This window comes from Rhizobium sp. 007, assembly GCF_015353075.1.
Taxonomy (GTDB): domain Bacteria; phylum Pseudomonadota; class Alphaproteobacteria; order Rhizobiales; family Rhizobiaceae; genus Rhizobium.
The window spans coordinates 855,554-875,863 of record NZ_CP064188.1; the positions used below are offsets into that span (position 1 = coordinate 855,554).

The window sequence follows — 20,310 nt, forward strand, 5'->3', positions numbered from 1 at the left end:
CCTGGAGCTAGCCCATGGCATGGCGAATGGTTTTCGACAGTCGCAGCAGGAAGGCAGGTCTCGAAGAGGCGACAAGCTTCCACGACAAGAGCGCCTTTGCCATGCGCCGGGGAAGTAGGCCGACGGAGAGAAACCAGGCCGCCAGGACGGCACGGCGTCTGAGCGAGACATTCATTTCCAGGCTCGCCACGGCACCTGCAGCGCCGAGAGTGAGCCTTGAATCATCGGGAACGGGATGCCGTTGGCGGTCTATGCAAAGCGATGCCAAGCGCTCTTCGAGATGCACCGTATCGTGAAGACTGACGTCCGGCGGCACCGTCAAGCCGACATCGGCGGCCTGATCGGACAAGGCTTCCATCCGGCGGAAGTCGTGCTCCACCCGCCAGCGTGCCCGCTGGCCAAGTCTTTCTGCAAAGACGGAATGATTGGCGCCATGCATGCGGTAGGCGCCAAGGCAAGAATCGATCGACGTCACCTTTCCATGGAGAGGCGCGACAGTGACCAGATATCCGTCCGCCCCCTGGCGAAAGTCCGTCTCGGGGATAGGCATGATCGCCTCCAAAGCCGAACGCCTGAAGGCCAGCCCGCTTGTCACGGTGGTTTGATAGCGTCCCTTCTGCAACAGCTGGGGGGTGACATCACCTGAATCGAAGGGGAACTCCTGAGGTGGAAACACATCCTTGACGCGTTGGCGTTCGTCGACAATGTGCAATCTGAATTGCGCCTGGGCGGTATCGCCGTCGCATGCCTCGATTATCTCCGATACGGCGTTCGGATAAAGATAGTCGTCGGCGTCGAGAAACAGAACGATCTGGCCTCGGCTGACCGCAAATCCTGTGTTGAACGCAGCCGCATGACCGCCATTGCTCTCCCTTAATAGAGCTGTGATCCTGGAGCCATATGCCGCAATCACACAAGCGCTGTCGTCAGCCGATGCGTCGTCGACAACGATGACTTCTACGTTGTCATGGCTTTGTTCCAGCGCGCTATCGATGCAGCGCTTTAAGAAGCGCGCGTAGTTGTAGTTCGCAATGATGATCGAAACTGAAACGTCTTCTTGGATGGAATGCATCGCATTGAACCTCGCACTTCTGCTTTGGTCGCGGCGAACCTTCTCATTCAGGTCCTGATGGTAATGTCCGTCTGGGCAAGAACGGCTTTTCAAAGCTGAAAAAAGCCGCTGCACTGACACGCCGGCCACGCGGTCGGCGAAGATCTTGTTTGATCGGTCTGTGCGCTCCCCAGCCTGCGCAGCTTTGTGGCTTTTGAAAGACCATAGCGATGAAAGCTCCGTCAGGCAGGAGAAGAGCGACTGCCCTGGCTGGCGTTGGGATAGGTCACTGCACCGGCGCGTGGTGCTGCGTCAACGCTTTGCGGAATGGGTCGACCGCCAATTAGAATGCGCGGCCGGCCGCTTTGTCGTTTTCAGTCCGCGTGACGCAGCCTGTAACTTTCGCAAGCAATAACTGAAATTTGGCAAAGTTCCGGGAGACCACCTCCGGCAAAGCCGCCGCGCGCGTGATGCCGTTTGCCGAAACGCCCGGACGTTTGCAGATCGGGCGAAGCTTGAGCTATCCGTCGATGTCGTTTCATATATAACCTTGCCCGCGTGACCAAGGCGGCAGGGAGGCGGCCTATGAATCTTAGACATCAGATTGTGGCGTTGGCCATCATCCCATTGATCCTGGCCATCCTGATCGTCACAGCGTTCATCACCTGGCAATCGGCGACGCTTGTGCGAAGCAGCATCGACACGTTCGAGCGAAACATGCTCAAGGCCAAGGAAACGGAACTCCTTAATCTGACTAATCTTGCGCTCTCTGCCATTCATGACATCTACGAAGCCGCCGGTCCGGACGACGAAGTCGCAAAGGAGAAGGTTCGCGCCATCCTGACCGCTCTCGACTACGGCAAGGATGGCTACTTCTTTGTCTATGACTACGACGGCAACAATGTCGTGCATCCGCGCCAGGCGTTCCGGCCGGGGCACAATTGGCTCAACCTGACGGATTCCGATGGCGACAAGGTTGTTGCCAATCTCATCGAGAAGGCCAAGGAGGGCGGCGGCCTTCACCAATACAAGTGGCAGAAACCCTCCTCCGGAGAGGTGGCCGACAAACTGTCCTTCGCCGTCGGCCTCGACAAATGGAAGTGGACGCTTGGAACGGGCGTCTATCTTGATGACGTCTTTGCACAGACCGCCGCCGCAAATGCCGATTTTCGCGCCAATGTCCGCAAGACATTTCTGATCGTTGCCCTGATTGCCGTGCCAGCGGTTCTCATCGTCTTTGCCACCGGCATGCTGCTGACGTTGAGGGAGCGCCGCCTTGCCGATAGCAAGCTTAAACAGCTCGCACAGCGCATCATCGACACGCAGGAAGAGGAAAGGGCCCGCCTTGCCCGTGAACTGCATGACGGGATATCGCAGAACCTCATCGGCGTCCGCTATGCGATCGATCTGGCGAGCCGCAAGGTCGCAAGCCAGGCCGAAGATGCCGCCCGTGCAATCGATCGCGGGGCGGAGGCGCTGAACGGGGCGATCAAGGAGGTACGGCGCCTGTCCCATGACCTGCGTCCGCGAGCGCTTGACGATCTTGGCCTGAGACCGGCGCTCAAGGCGCTTTGCGATAATTTCTCGGAGCGTACGGCCATCGATACACATCTTGAGGCGCTGACCTTCAAGAATATGCTGAAGCCTGAGGCGAGCACGGCGCTCTATCGCGTAGCGCAGGAGGCGTTGAACAATGTGGAGCGGCATTCCGGAGCAACGCGTGTCGACATCAGGATTTGGAGCGTTGGGGGCCGCGTCCGCATGACGATCTCCGACAACGGAAACGGTTTCGATGAAAACATCGCCGAAGGGAAGAAAGCGCTCGGCGGCGGGCTCGGACTGCGCAATATGCAGGAACGCCTGGCCCATTTCGGCGGCCTGCTGCTGATCAAGACGACACCAGCAGGCACGATCCTGACAGCGATGCTTCCAAGGTCGGCAACGGTGAACCGCGCGCAAGGCAAGGAAGCAGCATGAGCGGCAGGAAAAGTATCAAGGTTCTTTTGATCGACAATCATCCCCTGGTTCTGGACGGGTTAGGGGCGGTGCTGGAAACCTATGAACACCTCGAGATTGTCGGTACCGCCGGATTGGCACGCGCAGGGCTCGAGATTGCGCTGAGGGAAAGGCCAGCTGTCGTGTTGATGGATATCAATATGCCGCAGCTCAGCGGAATCGATGCCATCGAGCTCTTCAAGGAACAACTGCCGGAAACACGGATCCTGATGCTGTCGATGCACGACAGTCGCGAATATATTTCCACCTCGGTGTTGCACGGAGCCTCCGGTTACATTCTCAAGGATGTCTCCACCGACGAGATCATCGCTGCAATCGAAGCCGTGGCAAACGGCAAAACCTACTTCTCTTCCGGCGTCTCGGAAGTTCTGCTCGAGCGAAAGGAGACGCCGGATGCGCTTCCTCTGACGACGCGCGAGCATGATGTTTTATTGTTGCTGGCGGCAGGAAAGAGCAACCGTGATATTGCCCAGACACTCGGTATCTCGGCTGCAACAGTCGAGACGCATCGCAAGAACATCAAGAAGAAGCTCAACATTACGACGACGGCCGGATTGACCCGCTATGCTATCGAGAACGGATTGACCTGGGGCGACAGTTAAGCGGCCTACGCGTACTGGGTAGGCCCGCGTATTTTGCCGGTTTTCGCTCTTGTTGCCAAAATTTCCGCGCAATACCAGTCATCCGGTGGTCGCGCTGCGCAAAGCGGGCTGACGACTGGGAGGGCTACCGCAGTGACCCGTCGGTTGAAAGGGCTCGCCTTCGCTCCCACATTGCAAGCCCTTCGAAGGGGCATGCCCATAAAAAGTGAAACATTGACCGGTTTGAAGAAATAGCTGCCTTTGAGGGCTCGCCTAGACTTCAACTTAAGCGGCTACGACACCCTGGCGACACAGCAAGCGCGTGGCGCGCTTAGCGGTCAGCCAAGGCAGGCTGGCGGGGAATGCTCACGTCCAGCGAAATTCGATGCATGATTGATTGCTGTGTGCTCGATCACGGATTAAGCGTCAAAGCAGAATAAATCGCATCTACCCACTTCTGGGTAGACGCGAGTATTTTACGCTTCCTGCCATCTTGCCAGACGAAAACCGTCGCCATAGGACTTCACCACGGCTGGCCCAAAGCGAGCCGTTGGGAGGATCTCAATTGCATTACGCCTGCTTCCGTTCAGTCGGAAAAGCCGTCGCGACAGCCTGAGCCAGGTTCGCCCCAGCGATCGACTGACAAGCCCGCCTTCCACGCCGACAACTGCAACTTGGCGCCACATCTGGCGCCCGAGAGGTATCCGACATGGAAAAATCACGGAACAAAGCAGCGCTCTGGCTGCTCGTCATTCCCTATATCGGCCTGCTCTGGCCGCCCCTCTACAATATCCGCGAGCCGGCACTCTTCGGATTTCCCTTCTTCTATTGGTACCAGCTTCTCTGGGTGCCGATCACCGCCACGCTGACCTGGATCGCCTATCGGAGCACGCGCCATGACGACTGATATCGACGGAACGGCGCTCGGCGTCTTCCTCTTCTTCTTCGCACTCGTCACGATCCTGGGCTTCGTCGCCTCCCGCTGGCGTAAGCCTGAAACGCTTGCCCATATCGACGAGTGGGGCCTGGGTGGTCGCAGCTTCGGCACATGGATCACCTGGTTCCTGGTCGGCGGCGACTTCTACACGGCCTATACGGTGATCGCCGTTCCGGCACTCGTTTACACGGTCGGTGCCTACGGCTTCTTCGCACTGCCCTATACCATCGTCGTCTATCCCTTCGTCTTCATGGTCATGCCCATCCTCTGGAAACGCGCCAGGGATTTCGGCTATGTGACGGCCGGCGACGTCGTGCACGGTCAATACGGTTCGCGCGGCCTCGAGCTCGCCGTCGCCGCAACCGGCGTCATCGCCACCATGCCCTATATTGCGCTCCAGCTCGTCGGCATGACAGCGGTGCTCAAGGCGCTCGGCCTGCATGGCGAACTGCCGCTGGCGATCGCCTTCATCGTGCTTGCCCTTTACACCTATTCCGCCGGCTTGCGTGCCCCGGCGCTGATCGCCTTCGTCAAGGACATCATGATCTATATCGTGGTCATCGCAGCCGTGGCGCTCATTCCCTCGAAGCTCGGCGGCTATGCCAACGTATTTGCCTCGGCTGATGCGGCTTTCCAGGTCAAGGGAAAGGGAGATCTCCTGCTCGCCGGCAACCAGTATGTCGCCTATGCGACGCTAGCCTTTGGCTCGGCGCTCGCCGCCTTCATGTATCCGCATACGCTGACGGGTATCTTCGCCTCGAACAGCGGCAAGACGATCCGCAAGAATGCCGTCTTGCTGCCGGCCTATACGCTACTGCTCGGTCTTCTCGCCCTGCTCGGATATATGGGCCATGCCGCCGGGCTGAAGCTCGAAAACGCCAATGACGTCGTGCCGGCCTTGTTCAAGACGCTGTTCTCGGGATGGTTCTCCGGCTTCGCCTTCGCAGCGATCGCGATCGGTGCCCTCGTGCCGGCGGCGGTGATGAGCATCGGCGCCGCCAACCTCTTCACCCGCAATTTCTGGAAGGCTTATGTCAACCCGCATGTCAGCGATGCGGGTGAAGCCAAGGTCGCCAAACTGACCTCGCTCGTCGTCAAGGTCGGCGCACTGCTGGTCATCATCTTCCTGCCGACGCAGTTTGCACTCGACCTGCAATTGCTTGGCGGCATCTGGATCCTGCAGACGCTGCCGGCCCTGGTCTTCGGCCTCTATACCAACTGGTTCCGTGCACCGGGCCTACTCGCCGGCTGGTTCGTCGGCTTCATCGGCGGCACCTTCCTCGTGTGGGATGCCGGCTGGAAGCCGTTGCACCTGATTAGCCTCGGTGGAGAACCGTTCACCATCTATACCGGTCTTCTTGCCCTTGCGGCAAACATCGCCGTCGCGGTGGCTGTCAATGCAGTCGTGCCGGCAAGGACCCCGGCGCGGGCTTGAAACAAGGAGAGCGGAGGACTGCGGCAATGCGGTCCTCCGGACGAGACATCCTGGTGTGGTTCTCTTGTGGTTGAAATGCAGGAGCAGCGGAAAGGTGCGATCGTCTCGGGCAGGCCGGCCACGAAGCCCGAGTATCGCGCCGGATCGGTGCGAAGCGCCGCCTATCGCGAGCGCCCGGCGATGATTTCATCAGTGTTTGCCAAGGCCTTTCGAACCGCACTGCGGGCCGTGTGCGGCTGTTGCAATCGAATGCTTCTCTCGATGCGTTCATGAAGCATCTGCGTATGCCGCAGGCTGCTGCCCTCCCGCACGACATGGGCAAGAAGATGATTGAGGGCGGATTCGATCAGAACGCCCAAGGGTACGAGCAGGTCGTTGCCGGAGGCGCGCAAGATCGCGATATGAAACCGAGCGTCGGACTCACTTCGTTGCTGGGGCGATGTCGCCCGAGCCATTTCATGAAGGGCCCGGCTGATCTCAATCATCTGCTCTTCGGTTCGCCGCTCGGCGGCCAGCGCCGTCGCCTCCGGCTCGATCATGTGGCGAAGCTCCTGCACTGCCCTTAAAAAGGGCTCGCGGTCGGGTGATGCCGCATACCAGCCCAAGACGTCGCGGTCCAAGAGGTTCCAGCGCTCTTTGGGCTCCACCCAGCTACCGATTTTCGGGCGCGAGGCGAGCAGGCCCTTTGCCATCAGCATCTTGATCGCCTCGCGCACGGCCGATCGGCTGACATTGAACATTTCGGACCATTTCGCCTCATTCGGCAGAATGGTTCCGGGCGGATAGTCGCCACGCACGATGCGAAGCCCGATCTCGCCGGCCACCGAAACATGCACGCTTCCGCCGGCCATGCGGGGGACGGTCGGGTCAGAGCGCTTTGTTGTTTTCCTGTCCGGCATCTGATTCAATCGCCTCAGCACTTTGTGATCCCCAGCACGGACTAGGTCAAAAGTTGCCGCAATGACAAGAGACGTCAGCGAGCCTTTATCACCTTGAGATGATCGGGAGAACCGGAGCGCCCAGTGGTTTTGGGCGCTCCGAACCACGCGTTATTTCTGGATGCAGGTGTCGACTGTGTCCTTGGTGCATTCGTCGAGCCCGGTGAACACCGGATCCTCAACCGGCTTTCCGGCGATCAGGTCCATCATCACGGAGGGTGCCTTGTAGCCCATTTCGAAGGGACGCTGGCCGACCAGCGCGGTGACAAGGCCCTCCTTGGCTATCGCCACTTCGTCGCCGATCGTGTCGGCGGCGCCGATGACGAACTCGTTCTTGGCGATCTTGTCGGCCATCGGCTTGAACAGGTCGCGGTAGGGTTGGGGGGCGCCGAAGAGCGGCCAGCCGCCCATGATGCCGAAGCCGGCGAGGTCGGGATTGGCGGCGAGGATGTCAGTCATCGCCTGCACGCCCTTGGCGCCGTCGTCATTTGTGAACACTGGGCAGCCGGCGACCTCGGTCCAGCCGCCTTCACCCTTGAGCTCGGTCAGCCCTTCCTTGCCCGACAGCGAATCGCGCCAGCCCTGTGCGCGACGCAGAATGTTGTCGGCGCCGGGATTGCCCTGGATCGAGCAGACCTTGCCACCATCGGGCTTGGCCTCTTTCATGTAATCGCCGATGCGCTTGCCCATCAGATAGTTGTCGGTGCCGAGATAGGTCTTTCGCAGAGCGGCGTCTTCCTGGGCGAGGTCGGCGTCGAGCGTCATCACCGGAACGCTCGGATTGGCTGTCTTGAGTGTCTGAGCGATAAGCTTGGCGTTCGACGGCGAGATGGCGATCGCAGCCGTGTCGGCCTTGCCCAGCATGTCCTGGACGATCTGGGCCTCGCCGGCTTCATCGGATGTCGATGCCGGGCCCGTGTAGAAGCACTCATATTCCGAGTCTGGATTTTCCTTGTTCCATTTCTGGCAACCCTGGTTGATCGCTTCGAAGAACGGGTTGTCGAGTCCTTTCACGACGATGACGAGCTGCTTCTTGGCAAGCGCCGGGCCGGCGGTGAGTGCCAAGGCCGTGAATGCAAGTAGTAATGCCTTCCTCATGGTTTCCTCCCTTGAAACAGACGGGCGCGACGCGACCGCCATACGAAATCAACCCGGGTACCAGACAATGCGAGGGTCATCCTGCGAACGCTCGTACTGCCAGGCCGAGTCGATAAGCCTTTCCAGATCGTAGCTGGGCTGCCAGTCCAGCAGGTATTTGGCTTTGCTATTGTCCATCCAATTCGAATGATATTGGCTTGGGATGTCGACAGCCTCAAGGTTTCGCGTGTGCGCCAGATAGGCTGCGACCTCGCCGTAGTCGACCGGCCGGTCCATACAGATATTGAAGAGCTGGCGCTTTGCGCGGGGATTGTCGATCGCGGCCAGAATGGCCGATACCAGATCGTCGACATGTACGAAATTACGCTTTAGCGGACGTCCGTCGGCGTCGCGCAGCAGCGGCACTGTGCTGGCTTCCACATAACGTCTCGCATCGCCTTGCGGGACGAGCGCCTTCCAGTCGGGGCCGCCGAAAACATCATCGCCGAAGGACAGCGTGTATCTGAAATCATCCTTTTCCATGATCCACGGTGCGCGAAGGCAGCAGCTGTTGATGCCGTACTGGATGGCGAACTGGTCAAGCATCACCTCCTCGAGAACCTTGGAAAGCGCGTAACTGCCAGGATAGGCGCAATGCGGCGTATCCTCGGTGATCGGTCCGTCGTGGCGGTAGTAGAAATGGCCGATACCGGCATCACCGCCGATGAGGATGAACTGCTGTGCGGTAGCGCTAGTACGGAAGGCTTCGAGTAACCAGAAAAGACCCTTGACCGATACGTCCATGACGGCGGCAGGCGTTTCCTTGCAAGTGGCAAGATGCAGAACGTGGGTAACGTCTTTCATTGCGGCGGCCGCGACATGCGGGTCGGCGATCGAGCCCTTTGTGACTTCGACACGGCCGGTCTCAGGAAGCAAACGATTATGGCAAAGCGCGCGGATGCGTGCTTTCGAAAATCTCGGATCGTCAAGCAGCCCAGCAATGAAGCGCCGCCCGACCTTGCCCGTCGCACCGGTAACAAGGATCAGCATGCTCTCTCTCCCACAAACAGCTAATATCCGCCTGCTTCGCACGTCAACGGGTATTTGTCATACAAAACAGATTTTTGTGATGTCTGCTTGATTCGCCGGACAATTGATTGACGCTTTCGCAAGGTTTTGCGTAAATGCGATGGAATCGCTTTTCTGGGAGGACATCGGCAAGGCGAGATTGCGGGCATCTATCCCTTGGACGACATCTAAGGGCAATGAGGAAGCCTGAGAGGTTTTGGGAGGTTAGCAGGCTGGTGGCGGTTCTCGAACTCACCAACATCTCCAAACATTTCGGTGCCATCCAGGCAGTCAATGACGTTTCGCTTTCGCTGGAGGCGGGCCAGGTCGTCGGCCTCATGGGCGATAACGGCGCCGGAAAGTCGACACTGGTCAAGATGATTGCCGGCAATTTCCGGCCGAGCGAGGGCACCATACGCCTCGACGGCGCGGATATCGTCATGCACCGGCCGGTGGAGGCGCGCCAGCACGGCATCGAGATCGTTCACCAGGATCTGGCACTCTGCAACAATCTGACGGCAGCGGCGAACGTGTTCCTCGGACGCGAGTTGCGGCGCGGCGTCGGTCCGCTGAAAGTCCTGGACTACAAGACCATGTATAGGCGTGCCGGCGAGATTTTCAGGGAGCTGAAGTCGGAGACGCGTCCCCGGGACCTTGTAAGGCAGATGTCAGGCGGCCAGCGGCAGGCGGTGGCGATTGCGCGCACCATGCTGTCGGAGGCAAAGATCGTGCTGATGGACGAGCCGACTGCGGCAATTTCCGTTCGCCAGGTGGCGGAGGTGCTCAATCTGATCCGCGAACTGCGTGACCGCGGCATTGCCGTTGTCCTGATCAGCCATCGCATGCCGGACGTCTTTACGGTTGCCGACCGCGTCATCGTGTTGCGGCGAGGCAGAAAAGTTGCCGACAAGCCGATTGCGGCAAGTTCGCCAGAAGAAGTCACAGGTCTTATCACCGGCGCGATCGAACAGGTGTGATCGCGCTGCTTGGATAGTGGAAGAAATGAAGGTCGATGATGGCTGTTACTCTTGACCAGACAATTGCACAGAAGCAGCGGAACTGGCTTGCATCAATCGTGGGCGGGCAAACCTTCTGGGTCCTGATCGCAGTCATCCTCGCCTGTCTTTTCCTGTCTGCTGCAACCGACTCCTTCGCCACGGCGAAGAACCTCTACAATATCACCCGCAACGTCACTTTCGTTGCGATCATTGCGCTCGGCATGACGCTGGTGATCATCACCGGCGGCATCGATTTGTCCGTGGGATCGGTGCTCTGCCTGTGCAGCATGGTCCTGGCGGTGGTCATGCATGCCGGCTACAGCATCGAAGTCGGTATTGCCGCGTCGATCGGCACCGCCCTGGTCATCGGGGCCTTCAACGGACTGTTGATCGCCTATCTCGACTTCCCGCCTTTCGTCGTGACGCTCGGTATGCTGTCGATTGCGCGCAGTCTTGCGATGGTCGCATCAAACAATACCGTGGTCTTCCAATTCGGGCCGGATCACGACACGCTTCTGGCACTCGGTGGCGGCGCGTGGTTTCTCGGCATCGCCAACCCGGTGCTCTACATGATCATTCTGGCGCTGCTGACCGGTTTCGTGCTGCGCTGGACGAGGTTCGGACGTTATGTTTTTGCCATCGGCGGCAATGAGCATGCCGCAACATTGACCGGGGTTCCGGTACGCAGGATCAAGGTGGCAGTTTATATGATTTCCGCCCTGTCGGCGGGGGTTGCCGGCATTGTTCAAACCGGCTGGCTCGGCGCCGTTACCACCAATATAGGTGCCGGAATGGAACTTCAGGTCATCGCGGCCGCCGTCATTGGCGGCGCCAACCTGGCAGGCGGCGTCGGTACCGCTCTCGGCGCGTTGGTCGGAGCCGCCCTGATCGAAGTGATCCGCAACAGTCTCGGCCTGCTCGGCATCAACGCTTTTTGGCAGGGGACCTTCATTGGCGGCGCCATCGTGCTTGCTGTGCTTTTCGACCGGATCCGCAACTTCCGGCAGAGCGAATAGGGGTCTTGCTTGGATCCGTCCGCGAGAGTTCGACGACTGTGGACACGCAATGCCAGTGGATAGAGATCGATGCCGGGCTTTCCATGGTGCAAATCCGAAAGTCGCTTACAAACGACAGATTCGGAGATGATGAGATTGCCTTTGACGACGATCTTCATTCTGGCGCTGCCTGTATCAGAAGCCGCTCGGAGCGGGAGAGGTGCGCAAACGAGCTTTCGTGCCGGCTGATCACGTGGGGATATGGCTGCGGTTACGGTGAGTTGTACGATGCCATGTCCGTTTTCGTCGAAAGGCCCAAAGGGAGAAACACTGAGGTCTTCAGAGAGACCTTTGTAAGGACGTTCCTGTCTGGGCGGAGTAATGCTGCATAATCATGCAGTTGCACGACGCAAGTTGGCCTGATCCTATCTCGACATGGACACGAAACTTGCAGACTTGAAACTCAAGCCCTGGCTCCTCGCCGAGCTTAACCAGCGCGGATATCAAGTGGCCGGAGATATACGACACCTGTCACCAGCAGAGGCGCTGCGGATACCAGGAATGGGCGGACGGGATTGGCAAAAGGTCGCCAAAGCGTTGGGGCGAGACCCATATCCTAACCTAAAGAAGCGTCGATAGCGCTGCCCGGACAAGGGGGAAGGGAGGTAGAACGGCAACTACCGCCGGTTGGCGTCGATTTGACGCTTGCTTGTCTCAAAACAGCTGGGCTCAGCTGACTGCGAGCTGCATCGATTTGTTTTTCGGGAAGAGTGGCGAATTCGAGGAAGGTGACTTTAGATGCCAAGTTGGCGCCGTGACCGGTTGGCTCCGAATGTCCTACATGATTGAAAAAAGAATGCATCGCCGGGCGATACGATTTCGCCCCGAGGAAGCTACCGGCCCATCATCTCTACGTATGCGAGGCAGGAAATCAGGAACTACAGATTGGCGACCTGCCCTATCTCGTCCGATCGACGCGGGCGCGTCCTGCAGCGAGGAAAGGCGCGAAGGCCTTGCGCACTTCCTCAAATGCCACTGAATTTTCCTCGCGGCGTCTGTGTCATGTCGAAATGGTAGGATTTGCCAAGGATATCGTAATTGCACTCGCTGACTGTAATCCAGCCGCGTTTGAGGTCCGAAGCTTGGCTCTCTTGAGTTCAAGTGCCGGAATTTCGAGGGCAGTTTGCCCCGAATATGGGGGTGCCGAGGAAATGGGCAGCAACAGGATGTGGGTATTATCCTTGTCGTCCCGCATGGCAAGCAGCAGGCAAACCGGGCGGTCTTTTTCGCCGTGTTCCTGCCCCTTGTCATCCTGCCAGCGCCAGAGATAGGGGTAGGTGACGATATCGCCCTTGACGAAATGCTCAGTCATCCTTGGACGCCTGATGCTCGGCGGAATCCTTATCTAGCTGTTCCATGAACATGTCGGCCAGGTCGCGGGGCATCTCGCCCGGACCATAGGCGCGGCGTGGGTCTTCATTGCCGGTCATGCGCTCGTAAAGATCGATTGGAACGACCACTACGGATGCGCGGCCATGTTTGGTCAAAGTGATGGGGTGTCGTTTGGCTTCGTCGTGATAACGTCCGAAGTGCCGCATAAATTCGGCTGTCGAAACGGTCTTGTTGGTCATGAACCTGCCCTTCCTGTGTTGTCTGAATAATACAGAAAAGACAGGAAACCGCAAGGCACTTGCGGTTTCCTGACCGGATGACTTTGACTAGCTCTATGATAACATCCCTATTCAGGCCGGTGAAAACGGACGAGAACTACACTTGCGAAGCCGGCGAACTCCGAGCCTGGGAAGCGGGTGAGTACCAGGCTGTCAAGGCATTTTAGGAGGCGCTTCACGCAAATATCTACATAAACTGCGGCAGTCTCTGCGCTGTGATGGGCTGATAAGTCCTACGCCTCCCAAATCTGGCAGGGCAATCAGATCCGGCTTGGTCAAAGTGCCGTCACGGGCATGTCGGCGTTCAACCAGCGTACGACACCCCGTATCGCAGCCGACCTGATCGAAGATCAAAGTACCGGGCGCATCCCACCATCCTGTTCGTCTAACGTTTCATCGCACGAACTTTCATGCCTCGGATCTCTTGTTCTCGTTCGCGGAAGGCCGGCAGAGGCATTCATATAGACCAACGAACGCACTGCGCTTTCCGTTCTGCGAGGAGTAAAGCGTGAAGTGGTGGGCTAGTCGGAGTGGGAGACATAAAGGAAGCGCGGCTCGCTATTGCCAGCAATCACGACGGCTGACAGGCGTCCTGTGCGATAGGCCCCCGTATCGATCGCTATGCGGTTCGAATGGATCTCCGGAAGTTCTGAGCCCGTGATCGTGTGACCATGCACTACGACCTTTTCGAGTGGGTCTGAGACATCGAGGAAGCGTTCGCGTATTTCGCGAAGATCCCGCTCGTCCTGGTCCGCAAGGGGCTTCTTCGGGTCGATCCCGGCATGGACGAGGCAGTAGCCATTCACGATGACCATGTCTGCGGCTCGATTGAGCAGTGCCAGATGATGCGCATATCGGGGAAGCAGCAGGTCCGGCAGCTCTCCTGCCCAGCCCGGCATGCGGTGACTGTAAGACCGAAGGGTCGACTTTCCGCCTAGGCCTGACAGCCAATGATCAAGCGCCGGATCGCCGAGATGGTTATTCAACGCCTCGCGAAACAGGTAGTCGTGATTTCCGAGAATGAATTGCGATCCCTCACGTTCCTGAAGCGTCGCATGCACCATTTCCATCGCTCGCCGACTGTCCGGCCCTCTGTCGACGATATCGCCAAGGAATACGACCCGCGGCTCCGCGCCGCATCTGTCGGCATCTTCGTCAATTGTCGCTAACAGAACCTCAAGCAAGCTGGCCATCCCATGAACATCGCCAATGGCATAAACGGGGCGAGACACAGAACTGGCTAACTCGACGATTTTCATTGGCATACTCAGACGCAATACAAGCACTACTCTTCCTTCATCTGAGATGATGCAGCTCTGCTGACAAGGGAGGGAGCTCGGCAAGTGCTTGTTGTGGTGTATGAAACGTCAATCCTTTGCCCGCTGTCTGCTATACGTCGCATCGAAGGACAGTTTCATACGGGCGCTCAATTGATCCGGTTACTCTTCGACTGCTGCATCGGCCTGAAAGCAGATTCGGCTCTTCCGGCTTGTCCTGCCCCGTGACGAGCCATATTTTAGAGGAATGCCAGGCGCCGCATGAAAGGGGTGACGCTTTACCGTGCGTAAATCTTGCTCATCAGGAACGAAAGCATGAACATCGACAGAATTTTGCGGTCCGTTGTGGCCGTACGTTCTTCAATTCCGGAAGATGCCTTCACGGCGATGACGCTCGGTACCCAAAGGGAGGGAAGCGGCGTGGTGATCCGGGAAAATGGGCTGGTGGTCACGATCGGCTACCTGATCACCGAGGCCGAGGAAGTTTGGCTGACGCGCAATGACGGGTATGTCGTTCCTGCGCATGCGCTTGCCTATGATCAGGAAACCGGCTTCGGTCTGGTGCAGGCGCTTGGGTCGCTTGACGTTCCCGCATTGGATCTTGGGGATGCTGCCGAAGCGGAGGTCGGCGATCCGGTCATGCTTGCTGACGGTATTGGTCAGTTCGTGCAGGCTACGATTGTCGCCAAGCAGGAATTCGCCGGCTATTGGGAATACCTGCTCGAAGAGGCAATTTTCATCGCGCCTGCACACCCTTCCTGGGGAGGTGCGGCACTCATCGGCTCCGACGGCAAACTTCTTGGCATTGGCTCGCTGCGCCTGCAAATGAGCCAAAGGGGACAGAGCGCGGACATCAACATGGTCGTGCCGATCAGCCTGCTGCCACCCATTCTTGATGATCTGCTCACGCGCGGCCAAGTGAACAAGCCGCCGCGTCCCTGGCTCGGGGCCTTCTCTGCCGAAAGTAATGGCGACGTGGTGGTCATGAGCGTGGCTGAAGGAGGTCCGGCGGCTCAAGCGGGCTTGCGTGAGGGAGATATCATCTCGGAGATACGGGATGGGGAGGTCGCCGGTCTTGCCGACTTTTACCGCAAGCTATGGAGGAGCGGCCCCGCCGGCGTGGAGATCCCCATGAGGATATTGCGCGACGGCCGCGAGGCATGGCTGCGTATCAAGTCGGCCGACCGCAACAGTTTTCTTCGAAAGCCGCAGCTGCAGTAATGAAGCTGCACTCGTGTTTGGCAACCGCAATAACGCGCACAAAGTCCGCTTGACTCATAAAGGGATCGGTGACCAAATGGTAAATCGGTTTACTAAAGCGGTTTACAAGGCGATGGCGAATGAGCGTGTCACCAGTCTGAAGGATGTCGCCGGTGCTGCCGGCGTTTCCGTGACGACGGTCTCGCGACTGCTGAACGGATCGCTCGAGCTTCCCCACGAGACGAAGAAGAGGATCGAGGATGCGATCCGTGATCTCAACTATCAGCCCAATCCGCATGCCCGGCGCCTAAGCCGCGGGCGCTCGGATACAATCGGTCTCGTGGTGCCCGACATCGCCAATCCGTTCTTCGCAACGCTTGTCGCGGCGGTGGAGGAGGAGGCGGACCGCCGCGGGCTTGCCGTCTCGCTCTACGCGACGCTGAACCGCTCTGGCCGCGAGGTTGCCTATCTTCAGCTTATCGAGCGCAACCACGTCGATGGATTGATCTTCGTCACCAACCATCCGGATGACGGGCAACTCGGGGCGCTCATCAACCGCACCGGCAAGGTTGTCGTCGTAGACGAAGACGTCCCGGATGCGCTGGCACCGAAGCTCTTCTGCGACAACGACAGGGGCGGCTATCTGGCAGGAACGCACCTTGCGGAGATGGGGCATCGCCGCGTCCTTTTCATCGGCGGGCCCGAACGGATGATCAGCGCACAGCGCCGTTTCCAAGGGCTCGAAAGGGCGATGTACGAACTGTGGGGTGCTGATGCCGTGCTGCTCAACTACAAGGGCGAATACACCGTCGCCTTCGGGCGGGAAGCCGCCAAGCGCTTCATAGCCGAGGGCATGCCCGCCAGCGCGATCTTCGCGAGTTCGGATGAAATCGCCATCGGTCTCATTGAAGTCTTGCGCAGCCAAGGCATTTCGATCCCGCAGGATGTGTCGGTCGTTGGCTTCGACGACGTCGGGCCGCTGCATCTTTTTGCGCCGCCGCTGACGGCCATCCGCCAGCCCGTTCGGCAGATCGGCCAGCGCGCGCTGTCGTTGCTTCTTGAGACAAACTGGCAGGAGCGTGCCCCATCCGCTGTGGAAGAGCTCCTGCCGGTCGAAATCGTCGTGCGGAATTCCGTTGCGCCGCCGGCGAATCCAAAAACCGCAATGGACAAAAAAAGAACCAGAGGATGAGAACATGACCCGGACTATCAAACGCAGAACATTTACAGCCGCTCTCGGCTTCACCGCATTGGCAACCGCCTCGCTCGCAGGCTTGGGCGCAAGTGCGCAGGAAAAGACCTTTGCGCTGGTGCAGATCAACCAGCAGGCATTGTTTTTCAACCAGATGAACGAGGGTGCCCAGAAGGCGGCCGATGCAGCAGGCGTAAAACTCGTGATCTTCAATGCCAACAACGATCCGGCTGCCCAAAACAGCGCAATCGAGACTTACATCCAGCAGAAAGTCGCCGGTCTTGCCGTCGTTGCCATCGATGTCAACGGCATCATGCCGGCCGTCAAGCAGGCGGCAGACGCCGGTATCTCCGTGGTCGCGATCGATGCAATCCTCCCTGAAGGCCCCCAGAAGGCGCAGATCGGCGTCGACAACGCCAAGGCCGGCGCTGATATGGGCAAATTCTTCCTCGACTATGTCAAGGCGAACATGGACGGCAAGGCAAAGGTCGGTGTCGTCGGTGCGCTGAATTCGTTCATCCAGAACGTCCGCCAGGAGGGCTTTGAAAAGACGCTCGAAGGTGTCTCCGGCATCGAAAAGGCTGGCGTCGTCGATGGTCAGAACATTCAGGACAATGCGCTTGCCGCCGCCGAGAACCTGATCACCGGCAATCCGGATATGACCGCCGTCTATGCGACCGGCGAACCGGCGCTGATGGGAGCCATCGCCGCTGTCGAAAGCCAGGGCAAGCAGGATGCCATCAAGGTGTTCGGCTGGGATCTCACTGCCCAGGCGATCGCCGGCATCGACGCCGGTTACGTTGCCGCCGTGATACAGCAGGATCCGGCAGCCATGGGTGCTGCGGCCGTCGACGCGCTGAAGAAGGTCTCGGATGGCGGTTCGGTCGATAAGAACATCGCGGTTCCCGTGACCATCGTCACCAAGGAGAACGTGGAACCATACAGGGCCGTTTTTAAATGATCAGCCACGGACAGCACCCAAGCGCGGTCTCCGGAACCGGGGGAGCCATGCTCTCCCGGCAATCCGGGGCGGCGACAAAACGGCCGCGCATATCGCTCCGCGATATCCGCAAGACCTTCGGCTCGCACCAGGCGCTGCGCGGCGTCGACCTCGACCTTTACCCCGGGGAATGCCTCGGCCTTGTAGGCGACAATGCGGCAGGTAAGTCAACGCTTACTAAAATTATCTCCGGCACCTATATCCCCGACGGTGGAACGATCTCGATCGATGGAGAAGAGGTGCGTTTTTCCGGTCCGGCCGAGGCCCGCTCGCGCAATATAGAGATGGTCTTCCAGGACTTGAGCCTCTGCGATCATATCGATGTGGTCGGCAATCTCTTTCTCGGCCGCGAAATCACCAAGGGACCTTTTCTCGATCGTGCGACCATGCTTTCCGAGGCGCGCAAAATGCTCGATGCGCTGGAAATTCGCATCCCGCGGCTGACTGCAAAGGTCGAAAAGCTTTCCGGTGGCCAGCGCCAGGCCATTGCAATTGCCCGGGCCGCCTCCTTCAATCCCAAGGTTCTGATCATGGACGAGCCGACATCGGCACTTGCCGTTGCCGAGGTGGAAGCCGTGCTCTCGCTGATCAACCGCGTCAAGGCGAAGGGCGTTTCCGTCGTCCTCATCACCCATCGCCTGCAGGACCTCTTCCGGGTCTGCGACCGGATTGCCGTCATGTACGAAGGCACCAAAGTCGCCGAGCGCGAGATCGGCAAGACCGATCTGGAGGATCTCGTGAAGCTCATCGTCGGAGGAGAAAGGCAGTGACCGTCTATACCGAACGCGCCAAAGGCTCGCCGCTTGCCGACTTCTTTGCCGAGCACGCGCAGGTCCTGTCGATTGCCTTTTTCTTCCTCGCCTGTGTGGCCTTCTTTGCAGTCACGACCGATACGTTCATGACCGTTGGAAATCTCCTGAATGTCGTACGGCAGGCGGCGCCGATTCTGATTGTGGCCGTCGCGATGACCCTGGTCATCGTCACCGGCGGTATCGATCTGTCGGTCGGGTCGCAGGTGGCGCTCGTCAACGCCGTGGCGGCGATCATTCTCGCCATGGGTTACCCTTGGCCGCTCGTTGTCGCGGGTATGCTGACCTTCGGGGCGCTGATGGGCATAGCGCAGGGATGGTTCGTTGCCTATCAGGGAATCCCGGCCTTCATCGTCACGCTGGCGGGACTTTCGATCCTGCGCGGCCTGGCGCTTTATCTGACGCAGGGCTATTCGATCCCGATCAAGGACGTGCCGGGTTTCTTCTGGCTGGGACGCGGCCAGTTTATCGGCTTGCCGGTCCCTGCGCTGATCGCCATTCTCGTTGCCGCCATCGGCTATGTCGTGATCTCCTCGACCAAATATGGACGCCAGGTCGTGGCCGTCGGCTCCAACATGGAAGCAGCACGCCGCGTCGGCATGCCGGCGCAGTGGATCATTGCCTCGGTCTATCTCGTTTCCGGCGCGGCCTCGGCGCTGGCCGGGCTGTTGATTGCGGCGCGTCTTGGCTCCGGCTCATCAAACGCAGCCGTCGGTTTCGAACTGCAGGTCGTCGCGGCCGTGGTGCTCGGCGGTACGTCGCTGATGGGTGGCCGCGGCACGATCCTCGGCACGGTACTCGGAACGCTGACCATCGCGGTGATCGGCAATGGCCTCATCCTGATGCACATCTCGCCGTTCTTCACCCAGATCGTGACCGGTGCAATCATCCTTCTGGCGATCTGGCTCAATACCCGCATCTTCACCACCAGTTTCCGTTTCGGCGGCAAGAAGAAGGGCTGAGTGATGAAAGGTGAACTCTCCGAAGGCCATATCCGATCCGGCAAGGTGATGACCGTTGCCGGGCCGATTGCAGCTGATGCGCTCGGCGTTACGCTGATGCACGAGCACGTCCTCAACGACTGCCGTTGCTGGTGGCATCCACCAAAGACGCCGGAGCGGCAATATCTTGCCGAAGGTTTCGTTTGCATGGAGATTCTCGGTGAGCTCCGCCAGGACCCGTTCGTCAATAAGCACAACATAACGTTGGACGACGAGCCGCTGGCCATTGCCGAGCTTGAGGATTTCGCGAAGGAAGGCGGCAGGACGGTCGTCGAGCCGACATGCCAGGGCATCGGCCGCAACCCGCTGGCGCTCAGGCGCATTGCCAAGGCCACGGGACTCAATATCGTGATGGGTGCGGGCTATTACCTGGCCTCGTCGCATCCAGCCAAGGTTGCTGGCATGAGTGTCGCAGAGATTGCCGATGAGATCGTCTGTGAGGCTCTTGAGGGTGCTCAAGGCACGGATGTGAAGATCGGTCTCATCGGCGAGATTGGCGTCTCTTCCGACTTCACCGCGCAGGAGGAAAAATCCCTACGCGGCGCAACCCAAGCACACTGCCGCACAGGTCTGCCGCTGATGGTCCATTTGCCCGGCTGGTTCCGGCTCGGCCACAAGGTGCTCGACATCGTGGCCAAGGAGGGTGGCGATCTCCGCCACACCGTTCTCTGCCACATGAATCCCTCGCATGACGATCTCGGCTATCAGGGCGAGATCGCTTCGCGCGGCGCGTTCCTCGAATACGACATGATCGGCATGGATTTCTTCTATGCCGACCAGCAGGTGCAATGCCCGAGCGACGAGGAGGCTGCACGGGCCATCGTCAAGCTCGTCGAGATGGGACACGCCGGCCGTATCCTGCTGTCGCACGACGTTTTCCTGAAGATGATGCTGACGAAATACGGCGGCAACGGCTATGCCTACGCCCTCAGGCATTTCCTCCCGCGCCTCAAACGCCACGGCCTCAATGACCGGATCATCGGCCAAATGATGCGCGACAATCCACGGTCGGTCTTCCAGGCTGCTGCCTGACGGCTGGATTCCATCAAAGAAACGGTAAGGACA

Annotated in this window: 20 protein-coding genes; 13 read left to right on the plus strand and 7 right to left on the minus strand. The window is 59.0% G+C overall.

The features are described 5' to 3' along the window. Positions 1-7: 7 nt before the first annotated feature. Positions 8-1,072, minus strand: a complete 1,065-nt coding sequence (locus tag ISN39_RS25235) for a glycosyltransferase (RefSeq protein ID WP_194730915.1) — start codon at positions 1,070-1,072, stop codon at positions 8-10. A 564-nt stretch (positions 1,073-1,636) separates the two neighbouring features. On the opposite strand from ISN39_RS25235, the gene ISN39_RS25240 reads away from it, so the two are divergent. From ISN39_RS25240 to ISN39_RS25255, 4 genes are all read left to right on the plus strand, one after another. Then, positions 1,637-3,028: a cache domain-containing protein gene (locus ISN39_RS25240; protein WP_194730916.1), complete on the plus strand. Its 1,392-nt coding sequence runs from the start codon at positions 1,637-1,639 to the stop codon at positions 3,026-3,028. Continuing rightward, on the plus strand, positions 3,025-3,669 hold the full coding sequence (locus ISN39_RS25245; protein WP_074072211.1) for a response regulator transcription factor: 645 nt from the start codon (positions 3,025-3,027) through the stop codon (positions 3,667-3,669). Before ISN39_RS25240 ends, ISN39_RS25245 begins: the two co-directional genes overlap by 4 nt. A 688-nt stretch (positions 3,670-4,357) precedes the next feature. Further along, the gene (locus ISN39_RS25250) at positions 4,358-4,555 is read left to right on the plus strand and encodes a DUF3311 domain-containing protein (RefSeq protein ID WP_074072210.1); all 198 of its coding nucleotides are present in this window, start codon (positions 4,358-4,360) and stop codon (positions 4,553-4,555) included. Next, on the plus strand, positions 4,545-6,020 hold the full coding sequence (locus ISN39_RS25255; RefSeq protein ID WP_194730917.1) for a sodium:solute symporter family protein: 1,476 nt from the start codon (positions 4,545-4,547) through the stop codon (positions 6,018-6,020). Before ISN39_RS25250 ends, ISN39_RS25255 begins: the two co-directional genes overlap by 11 nt. A 161-nt stretch (positions 6,021-6,181) precedes the next feature. Here the strand turns inward: ISN39_RS25255 and ISN39_RS25260 are convergent, their stop codons facing one another. From ISN39_RS25260 to ISN39_RS25270, 3 genes are all read right to left on the minus strand, one after another. Beyond that, positions 6,182-6,919, minus strand: a complete 738-nt coding sequence (locus ISN39_RS25260; RefSeq protein ID WP_194730918.1) for a FadR/GntR family transcriptional regulator — start codon at positions 6,917-6,919, stop codon at positions 6,182-6,184. Positions 6,920-7,069: 150 nt separating this feature from the next. Next, the gene (locus ISN39_RS25265; protein ID WP_040115745.1) at positions 7,070-8,056 is read right to left on the minus strand and encodes a sugar-binding protein; all 987 of its coding nucleotides are present in this window, start codon (positions 8,054-8,056) and stop codon (positions 7,070-7,072) included. Between the two features lie 48 nt (positions 8,057-8,104). Next, positions 8,105-9,085, minus strand: coding sequence for an NAD(P)-dependent oxidoreductase (locus tag ISN39_RS25270; protein WP_194730919.1), 981 nt, complete (start codon positions 9,083-9,085; stop codon positions 8,105-8,107). A 254-nt stretch (positions 9,086-9,339) separates the two neighbouring features. Between ISN39_RS25270 and ISN39_RS25275 the strand changes: the two genes are divergently transcribed. The 3 genes from ISN39_RS25275 (at position 9,340) to ISN39_RS36755 (ending at position 11,735) form a co-directional block, all read left to right on the plus strand. After that, positions 9,340-10,080: an ATP-binding cassette domain-containing protein gene (locus ISN39_RS25275; RefSeq protein ID WP_239600427.1), complete on the plus strand. Its 741-nt coding sequence runs from the start codon at positions 9,340-9,342 to the stop codon at positions 10,078-10,080. A gap of 38 nt (positions 10,081-10,118) precedes the next feature. After that, entirely contained in the window at positions 10,119-11,117 is a 999-nt protein-coding gene (locus tag ISN39_RS25280) for an ABC transporter permease (RefSeq protein ID WP_074073105.1), read from the plus strand. Between the two features lie 414 nt (positions 11,118-11,531). After that, the gene (locus ISN39_RS36755; protein ID WP_246763428.1) at positions 11,532-11,735 is read left to right on the plus strand and encodes a hypothetical protein; all 204 of its coding nucleotides are present in this window, start codon (positions 11,532-11,534) and stop codon (positions 11,733-11,735) included. Positions 11,736-12,156: 421 nt separating this feature from the next. Here the strand turns inward: ISN39_RS36755 and ISN39_RS25285 are convergent, their stop codons facing one another. The 3 genes from ISN39_RS25285 to ISN39_RS25295 form a co-directional block, all read right to left on the minus strand. Then, positions 12,157-12,468: a hypothetical protein gene (locus tag ISN39_RS25285; protein ID WP_194730921.1), complete on the minus strand. Its 312-nt coding sequence runs from the start codon at positions 12,466-12,468 to the stop codon at positions 12,157-12,159. Further along, a complete protein-coding gene (locus tag ISN39_RS25290) occupies positions 12,461-12,727 on the minus strand; it encodes a type II toxin-antitoxin system prevent-host-death family antitoxin (RefSeq protein ID WP_074072202.1) in 267 nt (88 codons plus the stop codon). Before ISN39_RS25290 ends, ISN39_RS25285 begins: the two co-directional genes overlap by 8 nt. A gap of 560 nt (positions 12,728-13,287) precedes the next feature. After that, complete coding sequence (locus tag ISN39_RS25295; protein ID WP_348651989.1) at positions 13,288-14,031, minus strand: metallophosphoesterase; 744 nt, start codon at positions 14,029-14,031, stop codon at positions 13,288-13,290. 327 nt (positions 14,032-14,358) lie between these two features. Here ISN39_RS25295 and ISN39_RS25300 point away from each other — a divergent pair, with 327 nt between their 5' ends. The 6 genes from ISN39_RS25300 to ISN39_RS25325 all read left to right on the plus strand — a co-directional run bounded on the left by ISN39_RS25300 (position 14,359) and on the right by ISN39_RS25325 (position 20,277). Further along, a complete protein-coding gene (locus ISN39_RS25300) occupies positions 14,359-15,264 on the plus strand; it encodes a S1C family serine protease (RefSeq protein WP_194730923.1) in 906 nt (301 codons plus the stop codon). A 112-nt stretch (positions 15,265-15,376) separates the two neighbouring features. Then, complete coding sequence (locus ISN39_RS25305; RefSeq protein WP_074072199.1) at positions 15,377-16,435, plus strand: LacI family DNA-binding transcriptional regulator; 1,059 nt, start codon at positions 15,377-15,379, stop codon at positions 16,433-16,435. Positions 16,436-16,439: 4 nt separating this feature from the next. Then, positions 16,440-17,396 carry a substrate-binding domain-containing protein gene (locus tag ISN39_RS25310; protein WP_194730924.1) on the plus strand — a complete coding sequence of 319 codons (957 nt, stop codon included), beginning with the start codon at positions 16,440-16,442 and terminating at the stop codon, positions 17,394-17,396. Next, on the plus strand, positions 17,393-18,205 hold the full coding sequence (locus ISN39_RS25315) for an ATP-binding cassette domain-containing protein (RefSeq protein WP_074072197.1): 813 nt from the start codon (positions 17,393-17,395) through the stop codon (positions 18,203-18,205). Before ISN39_RS25310 ends, ISN39_RS25315 begins: the two co-directional genes overlap by 4 nt. Then, positions 18,202-19,206, plus strand: a complete 1,005-nt coding sequence (locus tag ISN39_RS25320) for an ABC transporter permease (protein ID WP_194730925.1) — start codon at positions 18,202-18,204, stop codon at positions 19,204-19,206. Before ISN39_RS25315 ends, ISN39_RS25320 begins: the two co-directional genes overlap by 4 nt. Positions 19,207-19,209: 3 nt before the next feature. Next, positions 19,210-20,277 carry a phosphotriesterase gene (locus ISN39_RS25325; RefSeq protein ID WP_194731919.1) on the plus strand — a complete coding sequence of 356 codons (1,068 nt, stop codon included), beginning with the start codon at positions 19,210-19,212 and terminating at the stop codon, positions 20,275-20,277. Positions 20,278-20,310 lie beyond the last annotated feature (33 nt).